This is a genomic window from Escherichia sp. F1 (genome assembly GCF_046764225.1).
Classification (GTDB): domain Bacteria; phylum Pseudomonadota; class Gammaproteobacteria; order Enterobacterales; family Enterobacteriaceae; genus Escherichia; species Escherichia coli.
The window spans coordinates 4,162,730-4,185,005 of sequence record NZ_CP177202.1 but is presented as its reverse complement, the minus strand read 5'-3'; the positions used below and the strand labels follow the sequence as shown (position 1 = coordinate 4,185,005).

Annotated in this window: 23 protein-coding genes and 3 tRNA genes; 16 read left to right on the top strand and 10 right to left on the bottom strand. The window is 53.3% G+C overall.

The window, feature by feature from the left end; genetic code table 11:
* Positions 1-26: 26 nt before the first annotated feature.
* On the bottom strand, positions 27-815 hold the full coding sequence (gene fhuF / locus ACK8NJ_RS20085; RefSeq protein WP_000331609.1) for a siderophore-iron reductase FhuF: 789 nt from the start codon (positions 813-815) through the stop codon (positions 27-29).
* A gap of 140 nt (positions 816-955) precedes the next feature.
* On the opposite strand from fhuF, the gene ACK8NJ_RS20080 reads away from it, so the two are divergent.
* Positions 956-1,192: a DUF1435 domain-containing protein gene (locus tag ACK8NJ_RS20080; protein WP_001445803.1), complete on the top strand. Its 237-nt coding sequence runs from the start codon at positions 956-958 to the stop codon at positions 1,190-1,192.
* Between the two features lie 38 nt (positions 1,193-1,230).
* Here the strand turns inward: ACK8NJ_RS20080 and ACK8NJ_RS20075 are convergent.
* The 4 genes from ACK8NJ_RS20075 to rsmC form a co-directional block, all read right to left on the bottom strand.
* A tRNA-Leu gene (locus ACK8NJ_RS20075) sits at positions 1,231-1,317 on the bottom strand.
* A gap of 34 nt (positions 1,318-1,351) precedes the next feature.
* Positions 1,352-1,438: transfer RNA gene (locus tag ACK8NJ_RS20070), tRNA-Leu, on the bottom strand.
* 28 nt (positions 1,439-1,466) lie between these two features.
* Positions 1,467-1,553: transfer RNA gene (locus ACK8NJ_RS20065), tRNA-Leu, on the bottom strand.
* A 199-nt stretch (positions 1,554-1,752) separates the two neighbouring features.
* On the bottom strand, positions 1,753-2,784 hold the full coding sequence (gene rsmC, locus ACK8NJ_RS20060; protein WP_059341031.1) for a 16S rRNA (guanine(1207)-N(2))-methyltransferase RsmC: 1,032 nt from the start codon (positions 2,782-2,784) through the stop codon (positions 1,753-1,755).
* A 102-nt stretch (positions 2,785-2,886) separates the two neighbouring features.
* On the opposite strand from rsmC, the gene holD reads away from it, so the two are divergent.
* The 8 genes from holD to ACK8NJ_RS20020 all read left to right on the top strand — a co-directional run bounded on the left by holD (position 2,887) and on the right by ACK8NJ_RS20020 (position 9,344).
* On the top strand, positions 2,887-3,300 hold the full coding sequence (gene holD / locus ACK8NJ_RS20055) for a DNA polymerase III subunit psi (RefSeq protein WP_000204018.1): 414 nt from the start codon (positions 2,887-2,889) through the stop codon (positions 3,298-3,300).
* Positions 3,269-3,715 carry a ribosomal protein S18-alanine N-acetyltransferase gene (rimI, locus tag ACK8NJ_RS20050; protein WP_001092461.1) on the top strand — a complete coding sequence of 149 codons (447 nt, stop codon included), beginning with the start codon at positions 3,269-3,271 and terminating at the stop codon, positions 3,713-3,715. The genes holD and rimI overlap by 32 nt, the downstream gene beginning before the upstream one ends.
* A gap of 14 nt (positions 3,716-3,729) precedes the next feature.
* A complete protein-coding gene (gene yjjG, locus ACK8NJ_RS20045; RefSeq protein WP_000870712.1) occupies positions 3,730-4,407 on the top strand; it encodes a pyrimidine 5'-nucleotidase in 678 nt (225 codons plus the stop codon).
* Positions 4,408-4,497: 90 nt separating this feature from the next.
* Positions 4,498-6,087, top strand: a complete 1,590-nt coding sequence (gene prfC / locus ACK8NJ_RS20040) for a peptide chain release factor 3 (protein ID WP_000175940.1) — start codon at positions 4,498-4,500, stop codon at positions 6,085-6,087.
* A 392-nt stretch (positions 6,088-6,479) separates the two neighbouring features.
* Positions 6,480-7,085, top strand: a complete 606-nt coding sequence (osmY, locus tag ACK8NJ_RS20035) for a molecular chaperone OsmY (RefSeq protein WP_061341706.1) — start codon at positions 6,480-6,482, stop codon at positions 7,083-7,085.
* 126 nt (positions 7,086-7,211) lie between these two features.
* Positions 7,212-7,373 (top strand): DUF1328 domain-containing protein, encoded by a 162-nt coding sequence (locus ACK8NJ_RS20030; protein ID WP_000490275.1) that lies wholly within the window; start codon positions 7,212-7,214, stop codon positions 7,371-7,373.
* 121 nt (positions 7,374-7,494) lie between these two features.
* The gene (locus tag ACK8NJ_RS20025; protein WP_000531527.1) at positions 7,495-8,568 is read left to right on the top strand and encodes a patatin-like phospholipase family protein; all 1,074 of its coding nucleotides are present in this window, start codon (positions 7,495-7,497) and stop codon (positions 8,566-8,568) included.
* A complete protein-coding gene (locus ACK8NJ_RS20020; protein WP_000563062.1) occupies positions 8,565-9,344 on the top strand; it encodes a metal-dependent hydrolase in 780 nt (259 codons plus the stop codon). The genes ACK8NJ_RS20025 and ACK8NJ_RS20020 overlap by 4 nt, the downstream gene beginning before the upstream one ends.
* A 116-nt stretch (positions 9,345-9,460) precedes the next feature.
* Here ACK8NJ_RS20020 and ACK8NJ_RS20015 read toward each other — a convergent pair whose 3' ends face one another.
* Together ACK8NJ_RS20015 and ACK8NJ_RS20010 are read right to left on the bottom strand one after the other, a co-directional pair.
* Complete coding sequence (locus ACK8NJ_RS20015; protein WP_001088387.1) at positions 9,461-10,324, bottom strand: YjjW family glycine radical enzyme activase; 864 nt, start codon at positions 10,322-10,324, stop codon at positions 9,461-9,463.
* Positions 10,296-11,846, bottom strand: a complete 1,551-nt coding sequence (locus tag ACK8NJ_RS20010) for a YjjI family glycine radical enzyme (RefSeq protein WP_001143238.1) — start codon at positions 11,844-11,846, stop codon at positions 10,296-10,298. The genes ACK8NJ_RS20015 and ACK8NJ_RS20010 overlap by 29 nt, the downstream gene beginning before the upstream one ends.
* Before the next feature lie 257 nt (positions 11,847-12,103).
* Here ACK8NJ_RS20010 and deoC point away from each other — a divergent pair, with 257 nt between their 5' ends.
* From deoC to deoD, 4 genes are all read left to right on the top strand, one after another.
* Positions 12,104-12,883 (top strand): deoxyribose-phosphate aldolase, encoded by a 780-nt coding sequence (deoC, locus tag ACK8NJ_RS20005; protein ID WP_001298497.1) that lies wholly within the window; start codon positions 12,104-12,106, stop codon positions 12,881-12,883.
* Between the two features lie 77 nt (positions 12,884-12,960).
* Positions 12,961-14,283 carry a thymidine phosphorylase gene (deoA, locus tag ACK8NJ_RS20000; RefSeq protein ID WP_000477811.1) on the top strand — a complete coding sequence of 441 codons (1,323 nt, stop codon included), beginning with the start codon at positions 12,961-12,963 and terminating at the stop codon, positions 14,281-14,283.
* Between the two features lie 51 nt (positions 14,284-14,334).
* Complete coding sequence (gene deoB, locus ACK8NJ_RS19995) at positions 14,335-15,558, top strand: phosphopentomutase (protein WP_000816471.1); 1,224 nt, start codon at positions 14,335-14,337, stop codon at positions 15,556-15,558.
* Positions 15,559-15,614: 56 nt separating this feature from the next.
* Entirely contained in the window at positions 15,615-16,334 is a 720-nt protein-coding gene (gene deoD, locus ACK8NJ_RS19990) for a purine-nucleoside phosphorylase (RefSeq protein ID WP_137447076.1), read from the top strand.
* A gap of 160 nt (positions 16,335-16,494) precedes the next feature.
* Here deoD and ACK8NJ_RS19985 read toward each other — a convergent pair whose 3' ends face one another.
* From ACK8NJ_RS19985 to ACK8NJ_RS19975, 3 genes are read right to left on the bottom strand one after another with little or no spacing between them, the layout of a single operon-like run.
* Entirely contained in the window at positions 16,495-16,758 is a 264-nt protein-coding gene (locus tag ACK8NJ_RS19985; protein ID WP_000566145.1) for a helix-turn-helix domain-containing protein, read from the bottom strand.
* Positions 16,759-16,789: 31 nt separating this feature from the next.
* On the bottom strand, positions 16,790-17,806 hold the full coding sequence (gene lplA / locus ACK8NJ_RS19980) for a lipoate--protein ligase LplA (RefSeq protein ID WP_073511130.1): 1,017 nt from the start codon (positions 17,804-17,806) through the stop codon (positions 16,790-16,792).
* Positions 17,807-17,833: 27 nt separating this feature from the next.
* Complete coding sequence (locus tag ACK8NJ_RS19975; RefSeq protein WP_000124615.1) at positions 17,834-18,478, bottom strand: YtjB family periplasmic protein; 645 nt, start codon at positions 18,476-18,478, stop codon at positions 17,834-17,836.
* A 105-nt stretch (positions 18,479-18,583) separates the two neighbouring features.
* On the opposite strand from ACK8NJ_RS19975, the gene serB reads away from it, so the two are divergent.
* From serB to nadR, 3 genes are read left to right on the top strand one after another with little or no spacing between them, the layout of a single operon-like run.
* Positions 18,584-19,552 carry a phosphoserine phosphatase gene (gene serB, locus ACK8NJ_RS19970; RefSeq protein WP_113588862.1) on the top strand — a complete coding sequence of 323 codons (969 nt, stop codon included), beginning with the start codon at positions 18,584-18,586 and terminating at the stop codon, positions 19,550-19,552.
* 48 nt (positions 19,553-19,600) lie between these two features.
* Positions 19,601-20,983: a DNA repair protein RadA gene (gene radA / locus ACK8NJ_RS19965; RefSeq protein ID WP_001029698.1), complete on the top strand. Its 1,383-nt coding sequence runs from the start codon at positions 19,601-19,603 to the stop codon at positions 20,981-20,983.
* 20 nt (positions 20,984-21,003) lie between these two features.
* Positions 21,004-22,236, top strand: coding sequence for a multifunctional transcriptional regulator/nicotinamide-nucleotide adenylyltransferase/ribosylnicotinamide kinase NadR (gene nadR, locus ACK8NJ_RS19960; RefSeq protein WP_000093813.1), 1,233 nt, complete (start codon positions 21,004-21,006; stop codon positions 22,234-22,236).
* Positions 22,237-22,276 lie beyond the last annotated feature (40 nt).

The following is a 22,276-nucleotide window of genomic DNA, read 5'->3' as shown; positions in this document are numbered from 1 at the left end:
CCGGGTTTACTTCCCCGGCAGTGCTTTCATTTCAGCATACAATCGCCACATTGCTGCACATCCGGTAAGCGATAACGCTGGCAGCAAGTGCGGCGCACCAGCAGGCCGTCGCGCAGTACCACGGTACGCCAGAGTGGATTATCTTCACCGTTCGTGAGCATTTTCTCAAAAAAGAGGGCATGGCGCAGCGATTCAACCGTCGCCTCGCCAAGCAGCTGTTTCATCTCAGTCAGATACCAGTTGATCAAATAACCGGTATTGCTCCAGATAAGTTTGCCGTTGATCTCTCCCGTTGCTTCTAATGCCTGCACTACCGGAACCAGCGCCTGACTGATTAACGTTTCCATTCGCTGCTGCGGCGAATGTAGTGTTGCGTTTTTATCTTCACACACATCGACCCAGAAACAGGCGGCGCGTCCGGTTTCGTGAAACTCAACGTGGAAATGTTCCGGCGACACATCTAATGCTTTTTCCTGCGTCAGCAGCGCCAACATTAATGGTGGCACCATCAGGCCGATATACCATTGCGCCCATAGTGAGATCAGCGGTTTGTTCTCGCGGATCATCGTTGGTTGGTTGCGATAGATATGATCGGAATAGACCGCCAGTAGAGAACTTAGCGCATTCGTTGATGACCATTGCGCCAGCGTCATGGCGTTAAGCGGAGCGGGTTCATCCAGGCGGATAAACTCGAGCAAATGTTCACGATGTTCGGCGATCGTCGCCCGTACGGCTTGTGCAAGCCCAGCATCCTGCGGCTGGAGATGCGTTCGCCAGATAACATCTTCATAGAGCGGTGCGGAACGATAGGCCATAATCGGGATAGTAATCTAAATGATAATGATTGCTAATCCTAGCGATAGGTTTACCCGATAGCAAGGGATTTCTCTGGCTTGCAAATGATAAAAATTATCATATGATATTAGTTATCATTATCAATTAAAGAGATGAAACCATGTTGCAACGTACGCTGGGCAGTGGCTGGGGAGTGTTGCTGCCGGGATTGCTGATTGCAGGGCTGATGTATGCGGATTTATCGCCGGATCAGTGGCGGATTGTCATTCTGATGGGATTAATATTGACGCCGGTGATGCTGTATCACAAACAGTTGCGGCATTACGTTTTGCTGCCATCGTGCCTGGCGCTTAGTGCTGGCATCATGCTGATGCTAATGAATTTGAATCAGGGATGATAAAACAGGGAAGAAACAAGAAAGGAAGTAAAGATAATTGGTGCGAGGGGGGGGACTTGAACCCCCACGTCCGTAAGGACACTAACACCTGAAGCTAGCGCGTCTACCAATTCCGCCACCTTCGCACAGTCATCTTACTTTTTTTGATATCGCCTCGTTTGGTGCGAGGGGGGGGACTTGAACCCCCACGTCCGTAAGAACACTAACACCTGAAGCTAGCGCGTCTACCAATTCCGCCACCTTCGCCCAGTGCGAGCAATATCAACGTGGTTTTTGGTGCGAGGGGGGGGACTTGAACCCCCACGTCCGTAAGGACACTAACACCTGAAGCTAGCGCGTCTACCAATTCCGCCACCTTCGCATACCATCAATTCTTAAAAAGAATTGCTACCACGGAGGCGCATTCTAGTGGTTTTCAGCTTTTCGTCAATAGTTAATTATCGCCGGAGGTGTAATTGCTGGAAAAATGTCCATCAGCGGGTTGTGGATAATTCGTTTGTCGGTCAGATAAGACGTGTACGCCGCATCCGACACGGTATGCGGCGACAGATATCAGATACTTAACCTTTCTTCGCCTGGCGGGTCATAATGGCGCGATACACCTTGAAGCGCCCGGTTTGCGCGATAACTTCATGGAAGCCAAATGTCTCATCCAGCACGTCCGGGTAAGGCAGGAAGGCGTTCGCTACAATTCGCAGCTCGCCGCCGCTATTAAGATGACGCACCGCGCCGCGAATCAGCGTTTGCGCCGCATCCAGGCTGGTTTGCATCCCATCGTGGAACGGCGGGTTGGAGATGATCATATCAAAACGACCTTTCACCTCGGAAAAGACGTTGCTGGCAAAGACTTCACCTTCAACACCGTTAGCCGCAAGTGTTGCGCGGCTGGCTTCTACCGCCGGGGCAGAGACATCGCACAAGGTGAGACGAATTTTCGGCGAATGGCGCGCAAAGGCAACTGAAAGTACACCCGCGCCACAGCCGACATCCAGCACTTTACCTTTCGTGTGCGGAGTTAACGTCGAGAGCAGCAACTGGCTACCGACATCCAGACCGTCGCGGCTAAACACGCCAGGCAGCGTTTTGACCGTCAGGCCATCGACGCTGTATTCGCCCCAGAATTTATCGGCATCAAATACCGGCTGCTTTTCCAGACGACCAAAATAGAGGCCACAGCGACGGGCGCTGTCGACTTTATTCAACGGCGCATAATCTGCCAGCATCTGTTCTGCGCTGCGCACGCCGCTGCGGTTCTCGCCAACGACAAAAATATCAGTGCCCACCGGCAGCAGAGAAAGTAAATTCATCAACTGGAACTGGGCTTCCGGTTTGTTCTTCGGCCAGTAGTAAATCAGCGTATTGCAATCTGCGACGTCATCCGCCGTGGCGACCAGGCTAAAACGGGCGTTATCCCCCATCTGGCGGCTTAACACCTGCCAATGGTGGAATTGCTGGGTATGAGCACGGCTGGCCGCGGTATCTAAACGCGCGGGCAGGTCATCCTGTAAGTCTCCGGCAAACAGAATACGGCTTTGTTCGAAATCATCACTGTGACGCAGCAAGACTTCACTTGCCGGGGTAAATGCAGACATGGAATGCTCCTCAATTGATACTGGCGGCGATTATAGCCATATGTTGGCGCGGTATCGACGAATTTGCTATATTTGCGCCCCTGACAACAGGAGCGATTCGCTATGACATCCCGACGAGACTGGCAGTTACAGCAACTGGGCATTACCCAGTGGTCGCTGCGTCGCCCTGGCGCGTTGCAGGGGGAGATTGCGATTGCGATCCCGGCACACGTCCGTCTGGTGATGGTGGCAAACGATCTTCCCGCCCTGACCGATCCTCTGGTGAGCGATGTTCTGCGCGCATTAACCGTCAGCCCCGATCAAGTGCTGCAACTGACGCCAGAAAAAATCGCGATGCTGCCACAAGGCAGTCGCTGCAACAGCTGGCGGTTGGGTACTGACGAACCGCTATCACTGGAAGGCGCTCAGGTGGCATCGCCGGCGCTCACCGAATTACGGGCAAACCCAACGGCACGCGCCGCGTTATGGCAACAAATTTGCACATATGAACACGATTTCTTCCCTCGAAACGACTGATTTACCAGCGGCTTACCACATTGAACAACGCGCCCACGCCTTTCCGTGGAGTGAAAAAACCTTTGCCAGCAACCAGGGCGAGCGTTATCTCAACTTTCAGTTAACGCAAAACGGCAAAATGGCGGCGTTTGCGATTACGCAAGTGGTGCTGGATGAAGCTACATTGTTCAATATTGCGGTCGATCCTGACTATCAGCGTCAGGGATTGGGAAGGGCGCTGCTGGAACATCTGATCGACGAACTGGAAAAACGCGGCGTGGCGACGCTATGGCTGGAAGTCCGTGCTTCAAACGCTGCCGCCATTGCACTGTACGAAAGTTTAGGCTTTAACGAGGCGACGATTCGCCGCAATTACTACCCCACCACGGACGGTCGCGAAGACGCCATCATCATGGCGTTGCCAATCAGTATGTAAGACAAGGTGGAATAATGAAGTGGGACTGGATTTTCTTTGATGCCGATGAAACGCTGTTTACCTTTGACTCATTCACCGGCCTGCAGCGGATGTTTCTTGATTACAGCGTCACCTTTACCGCTGAAGATTTTCAGGACTATCAGGCCGTTAATAAGCCACTGTGGGTGGATTATCAAAACGGCGCGATCACTTCATTACAGCTTCAGCACGGGCGGTTTGAGAGCTGGGCCGAACGGCTGAACGTCGAGCCGGGTAAACTCAACGAAGCCTTTATTAATGCGATGGCGGAAATCTGTACGCCCCTGCCGGGCGCGGTTTCTCTGCTTAACGCCATTCGTGGCAACGCTAAAATTGGCATCATCACCAACGGCTTTAGCGCCTTGCAGCAAGTGCGTCTGGAACGCACGGGCCTGCGTGATTATTTCGATTTGTTGGTGATTTCCGAAGAAGTTGGCGTAGCCAAACCGAATAAGAAAATTTTCGATTATGCGCTGGAACAGGCGGGCAATCCTGACCGTTCACGCGTGCTGATGGTTGGCGACACTGCCGAGTCCGATATTCTCGGTGGCATCAACGCCGGGCTTGCGACCTGCTGGCTGAATGCGCACAATCGCGAGCAACCAGAAGGCATCGCGCCTACCTGGACCGTTTCTTCGTTGCACGAACTGGAGCAGCTCCTGTGTAAACACTGATTGCCTCCCCCCCGTTGATGGGTAAAATAGCCGCAATTTTTCGTTTTCAACAAGCGCGGCGCGATGCCGCTTACTCAAGAAGAAAGAATTATGACGTTGTCTCCTTATTTGCAAGAGGTGGCGAAGCGCCGCACTTTTGCCATTATTTCTCACCCGGACGCCGGTAAGACTACCATCACCGAGAAGGTGCTGCTGTTCGGACAGGCCATTCAGACCGCCGGTACAGTAAAAGGCCGTGGTTCCAACCAGCACGCTAAGTCGGACTGGATGGAGATGGAAAAGCAGCGTGGGATCTCCATTACTACTTCTGTGATGCAGTTTCCGTATCACGATTGCCTGGTTAACCTGCTCGACACCCCGGGGCACGAAGACTTCTCGGAAGATACCTATCGTACCCTGACGGCGGTGGACTGCTGCCTGATGGTTATCGACGCTGCAAAAGGTGTTGAAGATCGTACCCGTAAGCTGATGGAAGTTACCCGTCTGCGCGACACGCCGATCCTCACCTTTATGAACAAACTTGACCGTGATATCCGCGACCCGATGGAGCTGCTCGATGAAGTTGAGAACGAGCTGAAAATCGGCTGCGCACCGATCACCTGGCCGATTGGCTGCGGCAAGCTGTTTAAAGGCGTTTACCACCTTTATAAAGATGAAACCTATCTCTATCAGAGCGGTAAAGGCCACACGATTCAGGAAGTCCGCATTGTTAAAGGGCTGAATAACCCGGATCTCGACGCTGCGGTTGGTGAAGATCTGGCACAGCAGCTACGTGACGAACTGGAACTGGTGAAAGGCGCGTCTAACGAGTTCGACAAAGAGCTGTTCCTTGCGGGCGAAATCACTCCGGTATTCTTCGGTACTGCGCTGGGTAACTTTGGCGTTGATCATATGCTGGATGGCCTGGTGGAGTGGGCCCCTGCGCCGATGCCGCGTCAGACTGATACCCGTACCGTAGAGGCGAGCGAAGACAAATTTACAGGCTTCGTATTTAAAATTCAGGCCAACATGGACCCGAAACACCGCGACCGCGTGGCGTTTATGCGTGTGGTGTCCGGTAAATATGAAAAAGGCATGAAGCTGCGCCAGGTGCGTACTGCGAAAGATGTGGTGATCTCCGACGCGCTGACCTTTATGGCGGGTGACCGTTCGCACGTTGAAGAAGCGTATCCGGGCGATATCCTCGGCCTGCATAACCACGGCACTATTCAGATCGGCGACACCTTTACCCAGGGTGAGATGATGAAGTTCACCGGTATTCCGAACTTCGCGCCGGAACTGTTCCGTCGTATCCGCCTGAAAGATCCGCTGAAGCAAAAACAGCTGCTTAAAGGGCTGGTACAGCTTTCCGAAGAGGGCGCAGTGCAGGTGTTCCGTCCGATCTCCAACAACGATCTGATCGTTGGTGCGGTTGGTGTGCTGCAGTTTGATGTGGTGGTAGCGCGTCTGAAGAGCGAATACAACGTTGAAGCAGTGTATGAGTCAGTCAACGTTGCCACTGCCCGCTGGGTAGAATGTGCGGACGCGAAGAAATTCGAAGAGTTCAAGCGTAAGAACGAAAGCCAACTGGCGCTTGATGGCGGCGATAACCTCGCTTACATCGCTACCAGCATGGTCAACCTGCGCCTGGCGCAGGAACGTTATCCGGACGTTCAGTTCCACCAGACCCGCGAGCATTAATTCTTGCCTCCAGGGCGCGGTAGCCGCTGCGCCCTGTCAATTTCCCTTCCTTATTAGCCGCTTACGGAATGTTCTTAAAACATTCACTTTTGCTTATGTTTTAGCTGATATCCCGAGCGGTTTCAAAATTGTGATCTATATTTAACAAAGTAATGACATTTCTGACGGCGTTAAATACCGTTCAATGCGTAGATATCAGTATCTAAAGCCGTCGATTGTCATTCTACCGATATTAATAACTGATTCAGAGGCTGTAATGGTCGTTATTCATCACCCATCGCTTTTGTGATGGCGACCATTGACTTCTGTAGAGGGTGAAGTCTCTCCCTATTCAGCAATGCAACCTCGTGTTGCCAGGCTCAAATTACGAGCAAACATACAGGAATAAATCGATGACTATGACAAGACTGAAGATTTCGAAAACTCTGCTGGCTGTAATGTTGACCTCTGCCGTCGCGACCGGCTCTGCCTACGCGGAAAACAACGCACAGACTACCAATGAAAGCGCAGGGCAAAAAGTCGATAGCTCTATGAATAAAGTCGGTAATTTCATGGATGACAGCGCCATCACCGCGAAAGTGAAGGCGGCGCTGGTGGATCATGACAACATCAAGAGCACCGATATCTCTGTCAAAACCGATCAAAAAGTCGTGACCCTGAGCGGTTTCGTTGAAAGCCAGGCTCAGGCCGAAGAGGCAGTGAAAGTGGCGAAAGGCGTTGAAGGGGTGACCTCTGTCAGCGACAAACTACACGTTCGCGACGCTAAAGAAGGCTCTGTGAAGGGCTACGCGGGTGACACCGCCACCACCAGTGAAATCAAAGCCAAACTGCTGGCGGACGATATCGTCCCTTCCCGTCATGTGAAAGTTGAAACCACCGACGGCGTGGTTCAGCTCTCCGGTACCGTCGATTCCCAGGTACAGAGCGACCGTGCTGAAAGTATCGCCAAAGCGGTAGATGGTGTGAAAAGCGTTAAAAATGATCTGAAAACTAAGTAATTCGTCGTAATTCGTCCTCCCGAACTTTGTCGGGAGGCGCGATGTGCACCACACTAAAAATATCGCATTGAGTGATTTTCACGCTCATATCAAGCGGTGACATTAACTATGGTAAAGGAGACGCTTATGTTTCGTTGGGGCATCATATTTCTGGTTATCGCGTTAATCGCCGCCGCACTTGGGTTTGGTGGTCTGGCCGGTACCGCTGCAGGCGCAGCTAAAATTGTCTTTGTCGTCGGGATTATTCTGTTCCTGGTGAGTTTGTTCATGGGCCGAAAACGACCCTAGATTTCAGACCATTAAGAAAATTTTATCCAAAGCCAGTCCAGCGGACTGGCTTTTGCGGTTTTAGCGAATAATAAATTGCGTTACTTTGTCATTCTTTCACAACAAAAACAGGAAGGCAGAGGTGGGGCAGCGAATACCTGTAACGCTTGGTAATATTGCGCCGTTGTCGCTAAGGCCGTTCCAGCCTGGACGAATAGCTCTGGTGTGCGAAGGCGGCGGACAGCGTGGAATTTTCACGGCTGGCGTGCTGGATGAGTTTATGCGCGCGCAGTTTAATCCTTTCGATCTTTATCTCGGCACATCTGCCGGGGCGCAGAACCTATCGGCGTATATCTGCAATCAGCCCGGTTATGCGCGCAAAGTCATCATGCGCTATACCACAAAACGCGAATTTTTCGATCCATTGCGCTTTGTCCGTGGAGGAAATCTTATCGATCTCGACTGGCTGGTGGAGGCCACCGCAAGCCAGATGCCGTTGCAAATGGACACCGCCGCGCGGTTGTTTGACAGCGGCAAATCGTTTTATATGTGCGCCTGTCGTCAGGATGACTACGCGCCGAATTACTTTTTACCAACCAAACAAAACTGGCTGGATGTGATTCGCGCCTCCAGTGCGATACCTGGCTTTTATCGTAGCGGAGTGTCGCTGGAAGGTATTAACTACCTGGATGGTGGGATCAGTGATGCGATCCCGGTTAAAGAGGCGGCAAGGCAGGGCGCTAAAACGTTAGTCGTCATCCGCACTGTGCCGTCACAAATGTACTACACGCCGCAGTGGTTCAAACGCATGGAACGCTGGCTGGGTGACAGTAGCCTGCAGCCGCTGGTCAATCTGGTGCAGCATCATGAAACCAGCTATCGTGACATTCAGCAATTTATTGAGAAACCACCGGGCAAACTGCGGATATTCGAAATTTATCCGCCGAAGCCATTACATAGTATCGCGCTTGGCAGTCGGATTCCGGCGCTGCGTGAAGACTATAAACTTGGGCGTTTATGCGGTCGTTATTTCCTCGCCACGGTCGGTAAATTATTGACTGAAAAAGCGCCGCTTACCCGCCATCTGGTGCCAGTGGTGACGCCGGAATCGATCGTTATTCCGCCTGCGCCAGTCGCCAACGATACGCTGGTTGCCGAAGTGAGCGATGCTCCGCAGGCGAACGACCCGACATTTAACAATGAGGATCTGGCTTGATTTGCCGTTTTATCGACACCCACTGCCATTTTGATTTCCCGCCGTTTAGTGGCGATGAAGAGGCCAGCCTGCAACGCGCGGCACAAGCGGGCGTAGGCAAGATCATTGTTCCGGCAACCGAGGCGGAAAATTTTGCCCGCGTGCAGGCGTTAGCGGAAAAATATCAACCGCTGTATGCCGCATTGGGCTTGCATCCTGGTATGTTGGAAAAACATAGCGATGTGTCTCTTGATCAGCTACAGCAGGCGCTGGAAAGGCGTCCGGCGAAGGTGGTGGCGGTGGGGGAGATCGGTCTGGATCTCTTCGGCGATGATCCGCAATTTGAGAGGCAGCAGTGGTTGCTCGACGAACAACTGAAACTGGCGAAACGCTACGATCTGCCGGTGATCCTGCATTCACGGCGCACGCACGACAAACTGGCGATGCATCTTAAACGCCACGATTTGCCGCGCACTGGCGTAGTTCACGGTTTTTCCGGCAGCCTGCAACAGGCCGAGCGGTTTGTACAGCTGGGCTACAAAATCGGCGTAGGCGGTACTATCACCTATCCACGCGCCAGTAAAACCCGCGATGTCATCGCAAAATTACCGCTGGCATCGTTGTTGCTGGAAACCGACGCGCCGGATATGCCGCTCAACGGTTTTCAGGGGCAGCCTAACCGCCCGGAACAGGCTGCGCGGGTGTTTGACGTGCTTTGCGAGTTGCGCCCGGAACCAGCGGATGAGATTGCGCAAGCGTTGCTAAATAATACGTATACGTTGTTTAACGTGCCGTAGGCCGGACAAGGCGTTCACGCCGCATCCGGCAGTTGGCGCACAATGTCTGATGCGACGCTTGACGCGTCTTATCAGACCTACAAGTCTGTGCCGAACCATAGGCCGTATCCGGCATGTCACAAATACAGCGCCGGGAATATTAAGCGGCTCACCCCGCGCTCCCGTAACGCATCAGCCAACGGCTCAACGTCTTCCGGCGTGGCGCTCGCCCAGCTTTGCGCCTCGCCATACACGCCGTGGGCATGAAACGCGTTCAGGCGTACCGGAACATCGCCGACTCCCTTGATAAACGCCGCCAGTTCTTCGATGTGTTGCAAATAATCCACCTGGCCAGGGATTACCAGCAAACGCAGTTCCGCCAGCTTACCGCGCTCTGCCAGCAAACAGATGCTGCGCTTAATCTGCTGATTATCGCGTCCGGTTAATTGCTGATGACATTCGCTCCCCCACGCTTTGAGATCGAGCATTGCGCCGTCGCACACCGGGAGCAATTTTTCCCAGCCGGTTTCGCTCAACATACCGTTACTGTCCACCAGACAGGTGAGATGGCACAATTGCGGATCGTTTTTGATGGCAGTAAACAGCGCCATCACAAACGGCAGCTGGGTCGTGGCTTCGCCGCCGCTTACCGTTATCCCTTCGATAAACAGCACTGCTTTGCGGATATGGCTAAGCACCTCATCCACGCTCATGGACTGCGCCATTGGCGTGGCATGTTGCGGACACATCTTCAGGCAGGTATCACACTGCTCGCAGACCACAGCGTTCCACACCACTTTGCCGTCAACAATCTGCAACGCCTGATGCGGACACTGTGGCACGCACTCTCCGCAGTCATTGCAGCGTCCCATCGTCCACGGATTGTGACAGTTTTTGCAGCGCAGATTGCAGCCCTGCAAAAACAGAGCCAGACGACTGCCTGGCCCGTCAACGCAGGAGAAGGGGATAATCTTACTGACTAAAGCGCATCTGCTGTTCATGGCTTATCACGCGCGGCTGGCGTTCCAGAATACGAGTGTTGCGTGCGGCCTCTTCGCCCAGCCAGGTGGTGTTGGTACGTGAGCCTTCGGCACGATATTTTTCCAGATCCGACAAACGCACCATATAACCAGTAACGCGAACCAGATCGTTACCGCTGACATTGGCGGTAAATTCACGCATTCCGGCTTTAAAGGCACCGAGGCAAAGCTGTACCAGCGCCTGCGGATTACGTTTGATGGTTTCGTCGAGCGTCAGAATATCGCTGATGCCGGAATAATAATAAGCATGATGCGGGGCGACAGTTTGCAGATGGGTGATCGGATCTGGCTCATCACCATACGGCAAGCGTGCGCCAGGCGTGGTGCCGATATCGGAACTGATCCCCGACTGTGCGTGTAGCATGGCGCGTTTTTGCCAGCCATATTTCACGGGGGTATTGGCGACAAACTCCGCCAGTTGTGCGCTGATGCGATAACCCACTTCATTTGCAGCGGCTTCTTTACCGTAGCGTGCGACAATTCCTTCTTTCTCACACAGTAAGTTAACTGCTTCCGCCAGCCCATACATGCCAAACATTGGCACAAAACGTTCAGGGTTAATCAGCCCTTCTTTCACCAGGAAGCTATTCTCAAAGAAGTGTGATTGTTGATAGAGGAATTCACACCGCGCATCGATGATGGCGATCTGCTGCTGGCAGTAGTGCGGTAGAGTGCGCGTAAAGAAGTCATCCAGCGATTCGCTGCGCTCGGCAATGGCTTTCAGGTTAAGGCGTACCAGCGTGCTGCCACCACCCGCCAGCGGCAGTGAGTTGTAACAGCTCACAATCCCGTAGCCCCCTTTTGTGAAAATTTTATCATGCACCGGACCGTTGGCGATGTGCGGTTTGCTACATTCACAGATGTTCTTCGCCACTTCCAGCAGTAGGTCATCAGGGGTGATTTCAGGATCGTAGATAAAGGTCAGGTTCGGTGAAACCTGCTTCAGCTCTGCATCTGCACGTAAGATTGCACGGGTGATGGGCGAATCAGACGGGCCGATATTGGCGTGCATAAAGGCGTCTGGCAGGGTTCTGTCGAGGTAACGCCAGAAACGTTTTATTCGAATATCGATCTCGTCTTGTGTTAGAATTCTAACATACGGTTGCAACAACGCATCCAGTTGCCCCAGGTAGACCGGCATCGATGTGACCGACGGTACGTGGTGGTAAAGAATGGTCAGCAGAGAGAGTGCATCATCAAGATCTTTCGCGCCTTCCAGCTCCAGCCATTCGGAACCGTTCGCCAGAAAACGGGCGTAATCGGGTAAGACATAGCGCGGTTTGTACGGCGCATGACCTTCAAACATATCGCAGATTACACCCTCATCCAGCGCGCGGCGGGCTTCGGCAGGAAGCTGCGGATAAGGCAGATTGTTTTCTGCTTCCAGTGCCAGAAAATGGCGCTTCTGCTCCGGGCTAAGCACCGGGCTGGTGACAATTTGCTGGCAACGTTGTTGCAGTGCATTTTCATGAGAAGTGGGCATCTTCTTTTCCTTTTATGCCGAAGGTGATGCGCCATTGTAAGAAGTTTCGTGATGTTCACTTTGATCCTGATGCGTTTGCCACCACTGACGCATTCATTTGAAAGTGAATTATTTGAACCAGATCGCATTACAGTGATGCAAACTTGTAAGTAGATTTCCTTAATTGTGATGTATATCGAAGTGTGTTGCGGAGTAGATGTTAGAATACTAACAAACTCGCAAGGTGAATTTTATTGGCGACAAGCCAGGAGAATGAAATGACTGATCTGAAAGCAAGCAGCCTGCGTGCACTGAAATTGATGGACCTGACCACCCTGAATGACGACGACACCGACGAGAAAGTAATTGCTCTGTGTCATCAGGCCAAAACTCCGGTCGGCAATACCGCCGCTATCTGTATCTATCCTCGCTTTATCCCAATTGCTCGCAAAACGCTGAAAGAGCAGGGCACCCCGGAAATCCGTATCGCTACGGTAACCAACTTCCCACACGGTAACGACGACATCGACATCGCGCTGGCAGAAACCCGTGCGGCAATCGCCTACGGTGCCGATGAAGTTGACGTGGTGTTCCCGTACCGCGCGCTGATGGCGGGTAACGAGCAGGTTGGTTTTGACCTGGTGAAAGCCTGTAAAGAGGCTTGCGCTGCGGCTAACGTACTGCTGAAAGTGATCATCGAAACCGGCGAACTGAAAGACGAAGCGCTGATCCGTAAAGCGTCTGAAATCTCCATCAAAGCGGGTGCTGACTTCATCAAAACCTCTACCGGTAAAGTGGCAGTGAACGCGACGCCGGAAAGCGCGCGCATCATGATGGAAGTGATCCGTGATATGGGCGTAGAAAAAACCGTTGGTTTCAAACCGGCGGGCGGCGTGCGTACTGCGGAAGATGCGCAGAAATATCTCGCCATCGCCGATGAACTGTTCGGCGCTGACTGGGCCGATGCGCGTCACTACCGCTTTGGCGCTTCCAGCCTGCTGGCAAGCCTGCTGAAAGCACTGGGCCACGGCGACGGTAAGAGCGCCAGCAGCTACTAAGGCCTGATTTGCCGGATGACGCAGCGATGCTCATCCGGTTCCCCGATTACCTCGTCTCTTTTCCACGGGAGGTTACCTTGTTTCTCGCACAAGAAATTATTCGTAAAAAACGTGATGGTCATGCGCTGAGCGATGAAGAAATTCGTTTCTTTATCAACGGCATTCGCGACAACACTATCTCCGAAGGGCAGATTGCCGCCCTCGCGATGACCATTTTCTTCCACGATATGACAATGCCTGAGCGTGTCTCGCTGACGATGGCGATGCGAGATTCAGGAACCGTTCTCGACTGGAAAAGCCTGCATCTGAATGGCCCGATTGTTGATAAACATTCCACCGGCGGCGTCGGCGATGTCACTTCGCTGATGTTGGGGCCGATGGTTGCAGCCTGCGGCGGCTATATTCCGATGATCTCCGGTCGCGGCCTCGGTCATACTGGCGGTACGCTCGACAAACTGGAATCCATCCCTGGCTTCGACATTTTCCCGGATGACAACCGTTTCCGCGAAATTATTAAAGACGTCGGCGTGGCGATTATCGGTCAGACCAGCTCACTGGCTCCGGCGGATAAACGTTTCTACGCTACCCGTGATATTACCGCAACCGTGGACTCCATCCCGCTGATCACCGCCTCTATTCTGGCGAAGAAACTTGCGGAAGGTCTGGACGCGCTGGTGATGGACGTGAAAGTGGGTAGTGGTGCATTTATGCCGACCTACGAACTCTCTGAAGCCCTTGCCGAAGCGATTGTTGGCGTAGCTAACGGCGCGGGCGTGCGTACCACCGCGCTGCTCACCGATATGAATCAGGTACTGGCCTCCAGTGCCGGTAACGCGGTTGAAGTTCGTGAAGCGGTGCAGTTCCTGACGGGTGAGTATCGTAACCCGCGTCTGTTTGATGTCACGATGGCGCTGTGCGTAGAGATGCTTATCTCCGGCAAACTGGCGAAAGATGACGCCGAAGCGCGCGCGAAATTGCAGGCGGTGCTGGACAACGGTAAAGCGGCAGAAGTCTTTGGTCGTATGGTAGCGGCACAAAAAGGCCCGACTGACTTCGTTGAGAACTACGCGAAGTATCTGCCGACAGCGATGCTGACGAAAGCAGTCTATGCTGATACCGAAGGTTTTGTCAGTGAAATGGATACCCGTGCGTTGGGGATGGCAGTGGTTGCAATGGGCGGCGGACGCCGTCAGGCATCTGACACCATCGATTACAGCGTCGGCTTTACTGATATGGCGCGTCTGGGCGACCAGGTAGACGGTCAGCGTCCGCTGGCGGTTATCCACGCGAAAGACGAAAACAGCTGGCAGGAAGCGGCGAAAGCGGTGAAAGCGGCAATTAAACTTGCCGATAAAGCACCGGAAAGCACACCAACTGTCTATCGCCGTATCAGCGAATAACGGTATACTGATCTGATCATTTAAATTTGAAGCACTGAGTACGGAGAACATATGAAACGTGCATTTATTATGGTGCTGGACTCATTCGGCATCGGCGCTACAGAAGATGCAGAACGCTTTGGTGACGTCGGGGCTGACACCCTGGGTCATATCGCAGAAGCTTGTGCCAAAGGCGAAGCTGATAACGGTCGTAAAGGCCCGCTCAATCTGCCAAATCTGACCCGTCTGGGACTGGCGAAAGCACACGAAGGTTCTACCGGTTTCATTCCGGCGGGAATGGACGGCAACGCTGAAGTTATCGGCGCGTACGCATGGGCGCACGAGATGTCATCCGGTAAAGATACCCCGTCTGGTCACTGGGAAATCGCCGGTGTCCCGGTTCTGTTTGAGTGGGGATATTTCTCCGATCACGAAAACAGCTTCCCGCAAGAGCTGCTGGATAAACTGGTTGAACGCGCTAATCTGCCGGGTTACCTCGGTAATTGCCACTCTTCCGGTACGGTCATTCTGGATCAGCTGGGCGAAGAGCACATGAAAACCGGCAAGCCGATTTTCTATACCTCCGCTGACTCCGTGTTCCAGATTGCCTGCCATGAAGAAACTTTCGGTCTGGATAAACTCTACGAACTGTGCGAAATCGCCCGTGAAGAGCTGACCAACGGCGGCTACAACATCGGTCGTGTTATCGCTCGTCCGTTTATCGGCGACAAAGCCGGTAACTTCCAGCGTACCGGTAACCGTCACGACCTGGCCGTTGAACCGCCAGCACCGACCGTGCTGCAGAAACTGGTTGATGAAAAACACGGCCAGGTGGTTTCTGTCGGTAAAATTGCAGACATCTACGCCAACTGCGGTATCACCAAAAAAGTGAAAGCGACTGGCCTGGACGCGCTGTTTGACGCCACCATCAAAGAGATGAAAGAAGCGGGTGATAACACCATCGTCTTCACCAACTTCGTTGACTTCGACTCTTCCTGGGGCCACCGTCGCGACGTCGCCGGTTATGCTGCGGGTCTGGAACTGTTCGACCGCCGTCTGCCGGAGCTGATGTCTCTGCTGCGCGATGACGACATCCTGATCCTCACCGCTGACCACGGCTGTGATCCGACCTGGACCGGTACTGACCACACGCGTGAACACATTCCGGTACTGGTTTACGGCCCGAAAGTAAAACCGGGCTCACTGGGTCACCGTGAAACCTTCGCGGATATCGGCCAGACTCTGGCAAAATATTTTGGTACTTCTGATATGGAATATGGCAAAGCCATGTTCTGATGGATTTGGGCGGAGCGTTGACTCCGCCTTTGTTATGTCACAAAAAGGATAAAACAATGGCTACCCCACACATTAATGCAGAAATGGGCGATTTCGCTGACGTAGTTTTGATGCCAGGCGACCCGCTGCGTGCGAAGTATATTGCTGAAACTTTCCTTGAAGATGCCCGTGAAGTGAACAACGTTCGCGGTATGCTGGGCTTCACCGGTACTTACAAAGGCCGCAAAATTTCCGTAATGGGTCACGGTATGGGTATCCCGTCCTGCTCCATCTACACCAAAGAACTGATCACCGATTTCGGCGTGAAGAAAATTATCCGCGTAGGCTCCTGTGGCGCTGTTCTGCCACACGTAAAACTGCGCGACGTCGTTATCGGTATGGGTGCCTGCACCGATTCCAAAGTTAACCGTATCCGTTTTAAAGACCATGACTTTGCGGCTATCGCCGACTTCGGCATGGTGCGTAACGCGGTAGACGCGGCTAAAGCACTGGGCGTTGATGCTCGCGTTGGTAACCTGTTCTCCGCTGACCTGTTCTACTCTCCGGACGGCGAAATGTTCGACGTGATGGAAAAATACGGCATCCTCGGCGTGGAAATGGAAGCCGCTGGCATCTACGGCGTCGCTGCAGAATTTGGCGCGAAAGCCCTGACCATCTGCACCGTGTCTGACCACATCCGCACTCACGAGCAGACCACTGCCGCTGAGCGTCAGACCACCTTCAACGACATGATCAAAATCGCACTGGAATCCGTTCTGCTGGGCGATAAAGAGTAATTGTGTTTTGCTGAAAGGCGATTGCCTTGTGAAGCCGGAGCGGGAGACTGCTCCGGCTTTTTAGTATCTATTCATCAATAGCAACTGATTTATAGATTTACTATTATTTTTCATATGGATAGAAAATAAAATCCATTCAAGTATCTATTCACGAATCTATTCATTTATGTTCAGCCGTCATCCAGGAAGGGCATATCAGCAACTCTGGTGGACAACCATAAATTCCTGCCATTTTGCTTTTGATGTTTGAACTAAGCCGTTCCGTCTTTTCGATCTGTTTTAGAGAATTAATCGAGATACCTAACATTTTACTTACTTCAGCAAGTGATAGTTTATGCCTGATACGCACGGCGGTTAGCCAGGATATACCCTGGCTGAACATTAAATTGATAATCTCCCGTTCCTGGTTTTCCAGATCGATCATATTTCCTTCCCTGGATATTTAAATCAGCGAGTTACCTTACCGCCCCCGCTATCCACGCAGACAACTCCCGTAGCTCTTTTTCCTGTTCCGGGAAGTCAACCAACAGCGCTTCGCACTCCTGTTGCAGCATATCCGCGCGGTACAGGCAGCCTTGCAGTCGCCCGGCGAGGGCTTCCAGCGGCGCGGGGTTGAGGCTGTCGGTAAACACCTGGGCGCGGGTGATATGGCCTTTTTCAACGTCGAAATGCAGTTCTACGCCGCCCCAGGTGAAGCGTTCATCCAGCAGATGTGAGAACGCCGGAGCCTGACCGAAGTTCCACTCCCAGCTACTCTGACGGGCAAAGGTTTCGGCGAAGTTCGGCAAGTCTGGCGTTTTGTCCGGGGAGATGATTTCCGCTTCCACGCGCTCGCCATAATGGGCGAAAAAGGCCTCGGTTATGGCCTCGCAAACCTGCTCATGGGTAATTTCCGGCAGCAATTCGGTGAGGTTGGTCACGCGGGAACGTACCGACGTAATGCCTTTCGCCGCCAGTTTCTTTTTATCCGGATTGAGATAGTTTGCCAGGCGGCTAAGGTCGGCATTGAGCAGCAAGGTGCCGTGGTGGAAGCCACGATCTTTGGTTTCGCGATAGGCCGAGCCTGAGACTTTGCGGTCGCCTTCGGCGGTTTTCACCACCAGATCGTTACGTCCGGACGCTTCGGCGCTGACGCCGAGCGCGTTCAGCGCATTAAGCACAATCGACGTGGAGATAGTTTTATCGTACTCCGGCTTGCCAGCCATAAAGGTAAAGCAGGTATTACCGAGATCGTGGAACACCGCGCCACCACCGCTACTGCGCCGCGCCAGGCGGACGTTATCTTCTTCCATCCGCCGGGTATTACACTCTTTCCACGGGTTCTGTGCGCGACCAATCACTACCGTGTCGGCATTGCGCCAGAGAAACAGAACGCGCTGCGTGGCGGGCATCTGGCGAAAAATACACTCCTCCACCGCCAGGTTAAACCACGGATCGTAAGAGTCAGAGATGAGCAGGCGTAATGTGGACATAACGATTTCCTTTCTTGTAGTAATGGGTCACTCTTTTTTCTCGCTTTCTTCCTCTTCCGGCACCGGTTTGCTGGCGGTTAACAGGAAGGGCGATTGCTGCCAGCGGGTGCGTTTACCCTGTAGCAGCGTGCGGGTCAGTACTACGCCGATTGCCAGTGAGAGCAGCAACATCAGGCGTAAAATGTTAGTGGTGTTATCCACCTGTTGGGCTTCGGTGGCGAGCGTATGGGTGTCGAGCGTCAGGCGCAGATAGCCGAGCGGTCCGTTTTTCCCGGCAATAGGTTCGACAATCTGCTGGTTAAAATAGCCGCCCGCTTTTTTGCCGTCGAGCGCCAACCGGTCGCGCACTTCGACGCTTTCGCCAGAACGGGCGATAAGATCGCCTTGTTCGTCATACACGCCCGCGTCGAGGATACGGCTTTCATCCGTTAACTGATCAAGGATCGCCTGAATGCGTTTTTCATCCGGTGAGTCGGTACGCATCAGCGGTGCAACGTTCAGCGTCACCTGACGCGCCAGGGTGCGGGCCAGTTCTTCCAGCTGTGGATTACGCTGTCGCTGGTGGTTTTGACTAAACCATGACGCCCCCTGCATCAGTGCCACTAACAAGGCAAGACAGAACAGGACAATCACTGCCCGATGCAGCCGGAATTTCAGTTTTGTGCGAGCCATCTTCCACCCTTTGAAAATTTGAGACTTAATGTTGCCAGAAGCAATGGATACAAGGTAGCCTCATGCGTTATTTTCCCTGCTTCGAACGATTTTACAGGAGCCTTAATGCCTAACATTACCTGGTGCGACCTGCCTGAAGATGTCTCTTTATGGCCGGGTCTGCCTCTTTCATTAAGTGGTGATGAAGTGATGCCACTGGATTACCACGCAGGTCGTAGCGGCTGGCTGCTGTATGGTCGTGGGCTGGATAAACAGCGTCTGACCCAATACCAGAGCAAACTGGGCGCGGCGATGGTGATTGTTGCCGCCTGGTGCGTGGAAGATTATCAGGTGATTCGTCTGGCAGGTTCACTCACCGCGCGGGCTACGCGCCTGGCCCACGAAGCGCAGCTGGATGTCGCGCCGCTGGGGAAAATCCCGCACCTGCGCACGCAGGGTTTGCTGGTGATGGACATGGATTCCACCGCCATCCAGATTGAATGTATTGATGAAATTGCCAAACTGGCCGGAACGGGCGAGATGGTGGCGGAGGTAACCGAACGGGCGATGCGCGGCGAACTCGATTTTACCGCCAGCCTGCGCAGCCGCGTGGCGACGCTGAAAGGCGCTGACGCCAATATTCTGCAACAGGTGCGTGAAAATCTGCCGCTGATGCCAGGCTTAACGCAACTGGTACTCAAGCTGGAAACGCTGGGCTGGAAAGTGGCGATTGCCTCCGGTGGCTTTACTTTCTTTGCTGAATACCTGCGCGACAAGCTGCGCCTGACAGCCGTGGTAGCCAATGAACTGGAGATCATGGACGGTAAATTTACCGGCAATGTGATCGGCGACATCGTAGACGCGCAGTACAAAGCAAAAACTCTGACTCGCCTCGCGCAGGAGTATGAAATCCCGCTGGCGCAGACCGTGGCGATTGGCGATGGAGCCAATGACCTGCCGATGATCAAAGCGGCAGGGCTGGGGATTGCCTACCATGCCAAACCAAAAGTGAATGAAAAGACGGAAGTCACCATCCGTCACGCTGACCTGATGGGGGTATTCTGCATCCTCTCTGGCAGCCTGAATCAGAAGTAATTGCCTGCCCGTCATCCTGCGGGCGGCACAGCATTAACGAGGTACACCGTGGCAAAAGCTCCAAAACGCGCCTTTGTTTGTAATGAATGCGGGGCCGATTATCCGCGCTGGCAGGGGCAGTGCAGTGCCTGTCATGCCTGGAACACCATCACCGAGGTGCGTCTTGCTGCGTCGCCAACGGTGGCGCGTAACGAGCGTCTCAGTGGCTATGCCGGTAGCGCCGGAGTGGCGAAAGTCCAGAAACTCTCCGATATCAGCCTTGAAGAGCTGCCGCGTTTTTCCACCGGATTTAAAGAATTCGACCGCGTATTAGGCGGCGGCGTGGTGCCAGGAAGTGCCATTCTGATTGGCGGTAACCCTGGTGCGGGGAAATCCACGCTGTTGCTGCAAACGCTGTGCAAACTGGCGCAGCAGATGAAAACGCTGTATGTCACCGGCGAAGAGTCGCTGCAACAGGTGGCAATGCGCGCTCATCGCCTTGGCCTGCCGACTGACAATCTCAATATGTTGTCGGAAACCAGCATCGAGCAGATCTGCCTGATTGCCGAAGAAGAGCAACCGAAGCTGATGGTAATTGACTCCATCCAGGTGATGCATATGGCGGATGTTCAGTCATCGCCTGGCAGCGTGGCGCAGGTGCGTGAAACGGCGGCTTATCTGACGCGCTTCGCCAAAACGCGCGGCGTGGCGATTGTCATGGTTGGGCACGTAACCAAAGATGGCTCGCTGGCTGGCCCTAAAGTGCTGGAACACTGTATCGACTGTTCGGTGCTTCTGGATGGCGATGCCGACTCCCGTTTTCGCACCTTACGCAGCCATAAAAACCGCTTCGGCGCGGTGAATGAGCTGGGCGTCTTCGCGATGACCGAACAGGGGCTGCGTGAAGTTAGCAACCCTTCCGCCATCTTTTTAAGCCGCGGTGATGAAGTGACCTCCGGTAGCTCAGTGATGGTAGTGTGGGAAGGAACGCGTCCGCTGCTGGTGGAGATTCAGGCATTGGTCGATCACTCGATGATGGCGAACCCACGCCGCGTGGCAGTGGGGCTGGAGCAAAACCGTCTGGCAATCCTGCTGGCGGTGCTGCACCGTCACGGTGGGTTGCAAATGGCCGATCAGGATGTATTTGTTAACGTGGTCGGCGGCGTGAAGGTGACGGAAACCAGTGCCGACTTAGCGTTACTGCTGGCGATGGTTTCCAGCCTGCGTGACAGACCGCTACCGCAGGATCTGGTGGTGTTTGGTGAAGTCGGGCTGGCAGGGGAGATCCGCCCGGTGCCCAGCGGCCAGGAACGAATCTCTGAAGCGGCGAAACACGGTTTTCGGCGGGCGATTGTTCCGGCGGCTAACGTGCCGAAAAAAGCGCCGGAAGGGATGCAGATTTTTGGCGTTAAAAAACTCTCCGACGCGCTTAGCGTGTTCGACGACTTATAATGAGAGATACGGAGGGAGATATGTCGTCATTTGATTACCTGAAAACTGCCATCAAGCAACAGGGCTGCACGCTACAGCAGGTAGCTGATGCCAGCGGTATGACCAAAGGGTATTTAAGCCAGTTACTGAATGCCAAAATTAAAAGCCCCAGCGCGCAAAAACTGGAGGCGTTGCACCGTTTTTTGGGGCTTGAGTTTCCCCGCCAAAAGAAAACCATTGGCGTGGTATTCGGTAAGTTCTACCCGTTGCATACCGGACATATCTACCTTATCCAGCGCGCCTGTAGCCAGGTTGACGAGCTGCATATCATTATGGGCTTTGACGATACCCGTGACCGTGCGTTGTTTGAAGACAGCGCCATGTCGCAGCAGCCCACGGTGCCGGATCGTCTGCGCTGGTTATTGCAAACCTTTAAATATCAGAAAAATATCCGTATTCATGCTTTCAACGAAGAGGGCATGGAGCCGTATCCGCACGGCTGGGATGTGTGGAGCAATGGCATCAAAAAGTTTATGGCTGAAAAGGGGATCCAGCCGGACCTGATCTACACCTCGGAAGAAGCCGATGCGCCACAGTATATGGAACATCTGGGGATCGAAACGGTGCTGGTCGATCCGAAACGCACCTTTATGAGTATCAGCGGTGCGCAGATCCGCGAAAACCCGTTCCGCTACTGGGAATATATTCCCACCGAAGTGAAGCCGTTCTTTGTGCGTACCGTGGCGATCCTTGGCGGCGAGTCGAGCGGTAAATCCACCCTGGTAAACAAACTTGCCAATATCTTCAATACCACCAGTGCGTGGGAATATGGTCGCGATTATGTCTTTTCACACCTCGGCGGTGATGAGATCGCATTGCAGTATTCTGACTACGATAAAATCGCGCTGGGACACGCTCAATATATTGATTTTGCAGTGAAATATGCCAATAAAGTGGCGTTTATTGACACTGATTTTGTCACTACCCAGGCGTTCTGCAAAAAGTACGAAGGGCGGGAGCATCCGTTCGTGCAGGCGCTGATCGATGAATACCGTTTTGATCTGGTTATCTTGCTGGAGAACAACACCCCGTGGGTGGCGGATGGTTTACGCAGCCTCGGCAGTTCGGTGGATCGCAAAGAGTTCCAGAACTTGCTGGTGGAGATGCTGGAAGAGAACAATATCGAATTTGTGCGGGTTGAAGAGGACGATTACGACAGCCGTTTCCTGCGCTGTGTGGAGCTGGTGCGGGAGATGATGGGCGAGCAAAGATAACCGTGACGAAACGGCTCAAAGGCGAGGTATAAATTGAGTT

Bases quoted from the DNA above. Each gene is read 5' to 3' on its own strand.
- fhuF (WP_000331609.1), bottom strand. From the start codon at position 815: ATGGCCTATCGTTCCGCACCGCTCTATGAAGATGTTATCTGGCGAACG.
- ACK8NJ_RS20080 (WP_001445803.1), top strand. From the start codon at position 956: ATGTTGCAACGTACGCTGGGCAGTGGCTGGGGAGTGTTGCTGCCGGGA.
- rsmC (WP_059341031.1), bottom strand. From the start codon at position 2,784: ATGTCTGCATTTACCCCGGCAAGTGAAGTCTTGCTGCGTCACAGTGAT.
- holD (WP_000204018.1), top strand. From the start codon at position 2,887: ATGACATCCCGACGAGACTGGCAGTTACAGCAACTGGGCATTACCCAG.
- rimI (WP_001092461.1), top strand. From the start codon at position 3,269: ATGAACACGATTTCTTCCCTCGAAACGACTGATTTACCAGCGGCTTAC.
- yjjG (WP_000870712.1), top strand. From the start codon at position 3,730: ATGAAGTGGGACTGGATTTTCTTTGATGCCGATGAAACGCTGTTTACC.
- prfC (WP_000175940.1), top strand. From the start codon at position 4,498: ATGACGTTGTCTCCTTATTTGCAAGAGGTGGCGAAGCGCCGCACTTTT.
- osmY (WP_061341706.1), top strand. From the start codon at position 6,480: ATGACTATGACAAGACTGAAGATTTCGAAAACTCTGCTGGCTGTAATG.
- ACK8NJ_RS20030 (WP_000490275.1), top strand. From the start codon at position 7,212: ATGTTTCGTTGGGGCATCATATTTCTGGTTATCGCGTTAATCGCCGCC.
- ACK8NJ_RS20015 (WP_001088387.1), bottom strand. From the start codon at position 10,324: ATGAACAGCAGATGCGCTTTAGTCAGTAAGATTATCCCCTTCTCCTGC.
- ACK8NJ_RS20010 (WP_001143238.1), bottom strand. From the start codon at position 11,846: ATGCCCACTTCTCATGAAAATGCACTGCAACAACGTTGCCAGCAAATT.
- deoC (WP_001298497.1), top strand. From the start codon at position 12,104: ATGACTGATCTGAAAGCAAGCAGCCTGCGTGCACTGAAATTGATGGAC.
- deoB (WP_000816471.1), top strand. From the start codon at position 14,335: ATGAAACGTGCATTTATTATGGTGCTGGACTCATTCGGCATCGGCGCT.
- deoD (WP_137447076.1), top strand. From the start codon at position 15,615: ATGGCTACCCCACACATTAATGCAGAAATGGGCGATTTCGCTGACGTA.
- ACK8NJ_RS19985 (WP_000566145.1), bottom strand. From the start codon at position 16,758: ATGATCGATCTGGAAAACCAGGAACGGGAGATTATCAATTTAATGTTC.
- lplA (WP_073511130.1), bottom strand. From the start codon at position 17,806: ATGTCCACATTACGCCTGCTCATCTCTGACTCTTACGATCCGTGGTTT.
- ACK8NJ_RS19975 (WP_000124615.1), bottom strand. From the start codon at position 18,478: ATGGCTCGCACAAAACTGAAATTCCGGCTGCATCGGGCAGTGATTGTC.
- serB (WP_113588862.1), top strand. From the start codon at position 18,584: ATGCCTAACATTACCTGGTGCGACCTGCCTGAAGATGTCTCTTTATGG.
- nadR (WP_000093813.1), top strand. From the start codon at position 21,004: ATGTCGTCATTTGATTACCTGAAAACTGCCATCAAGCAACAGGGCTGC.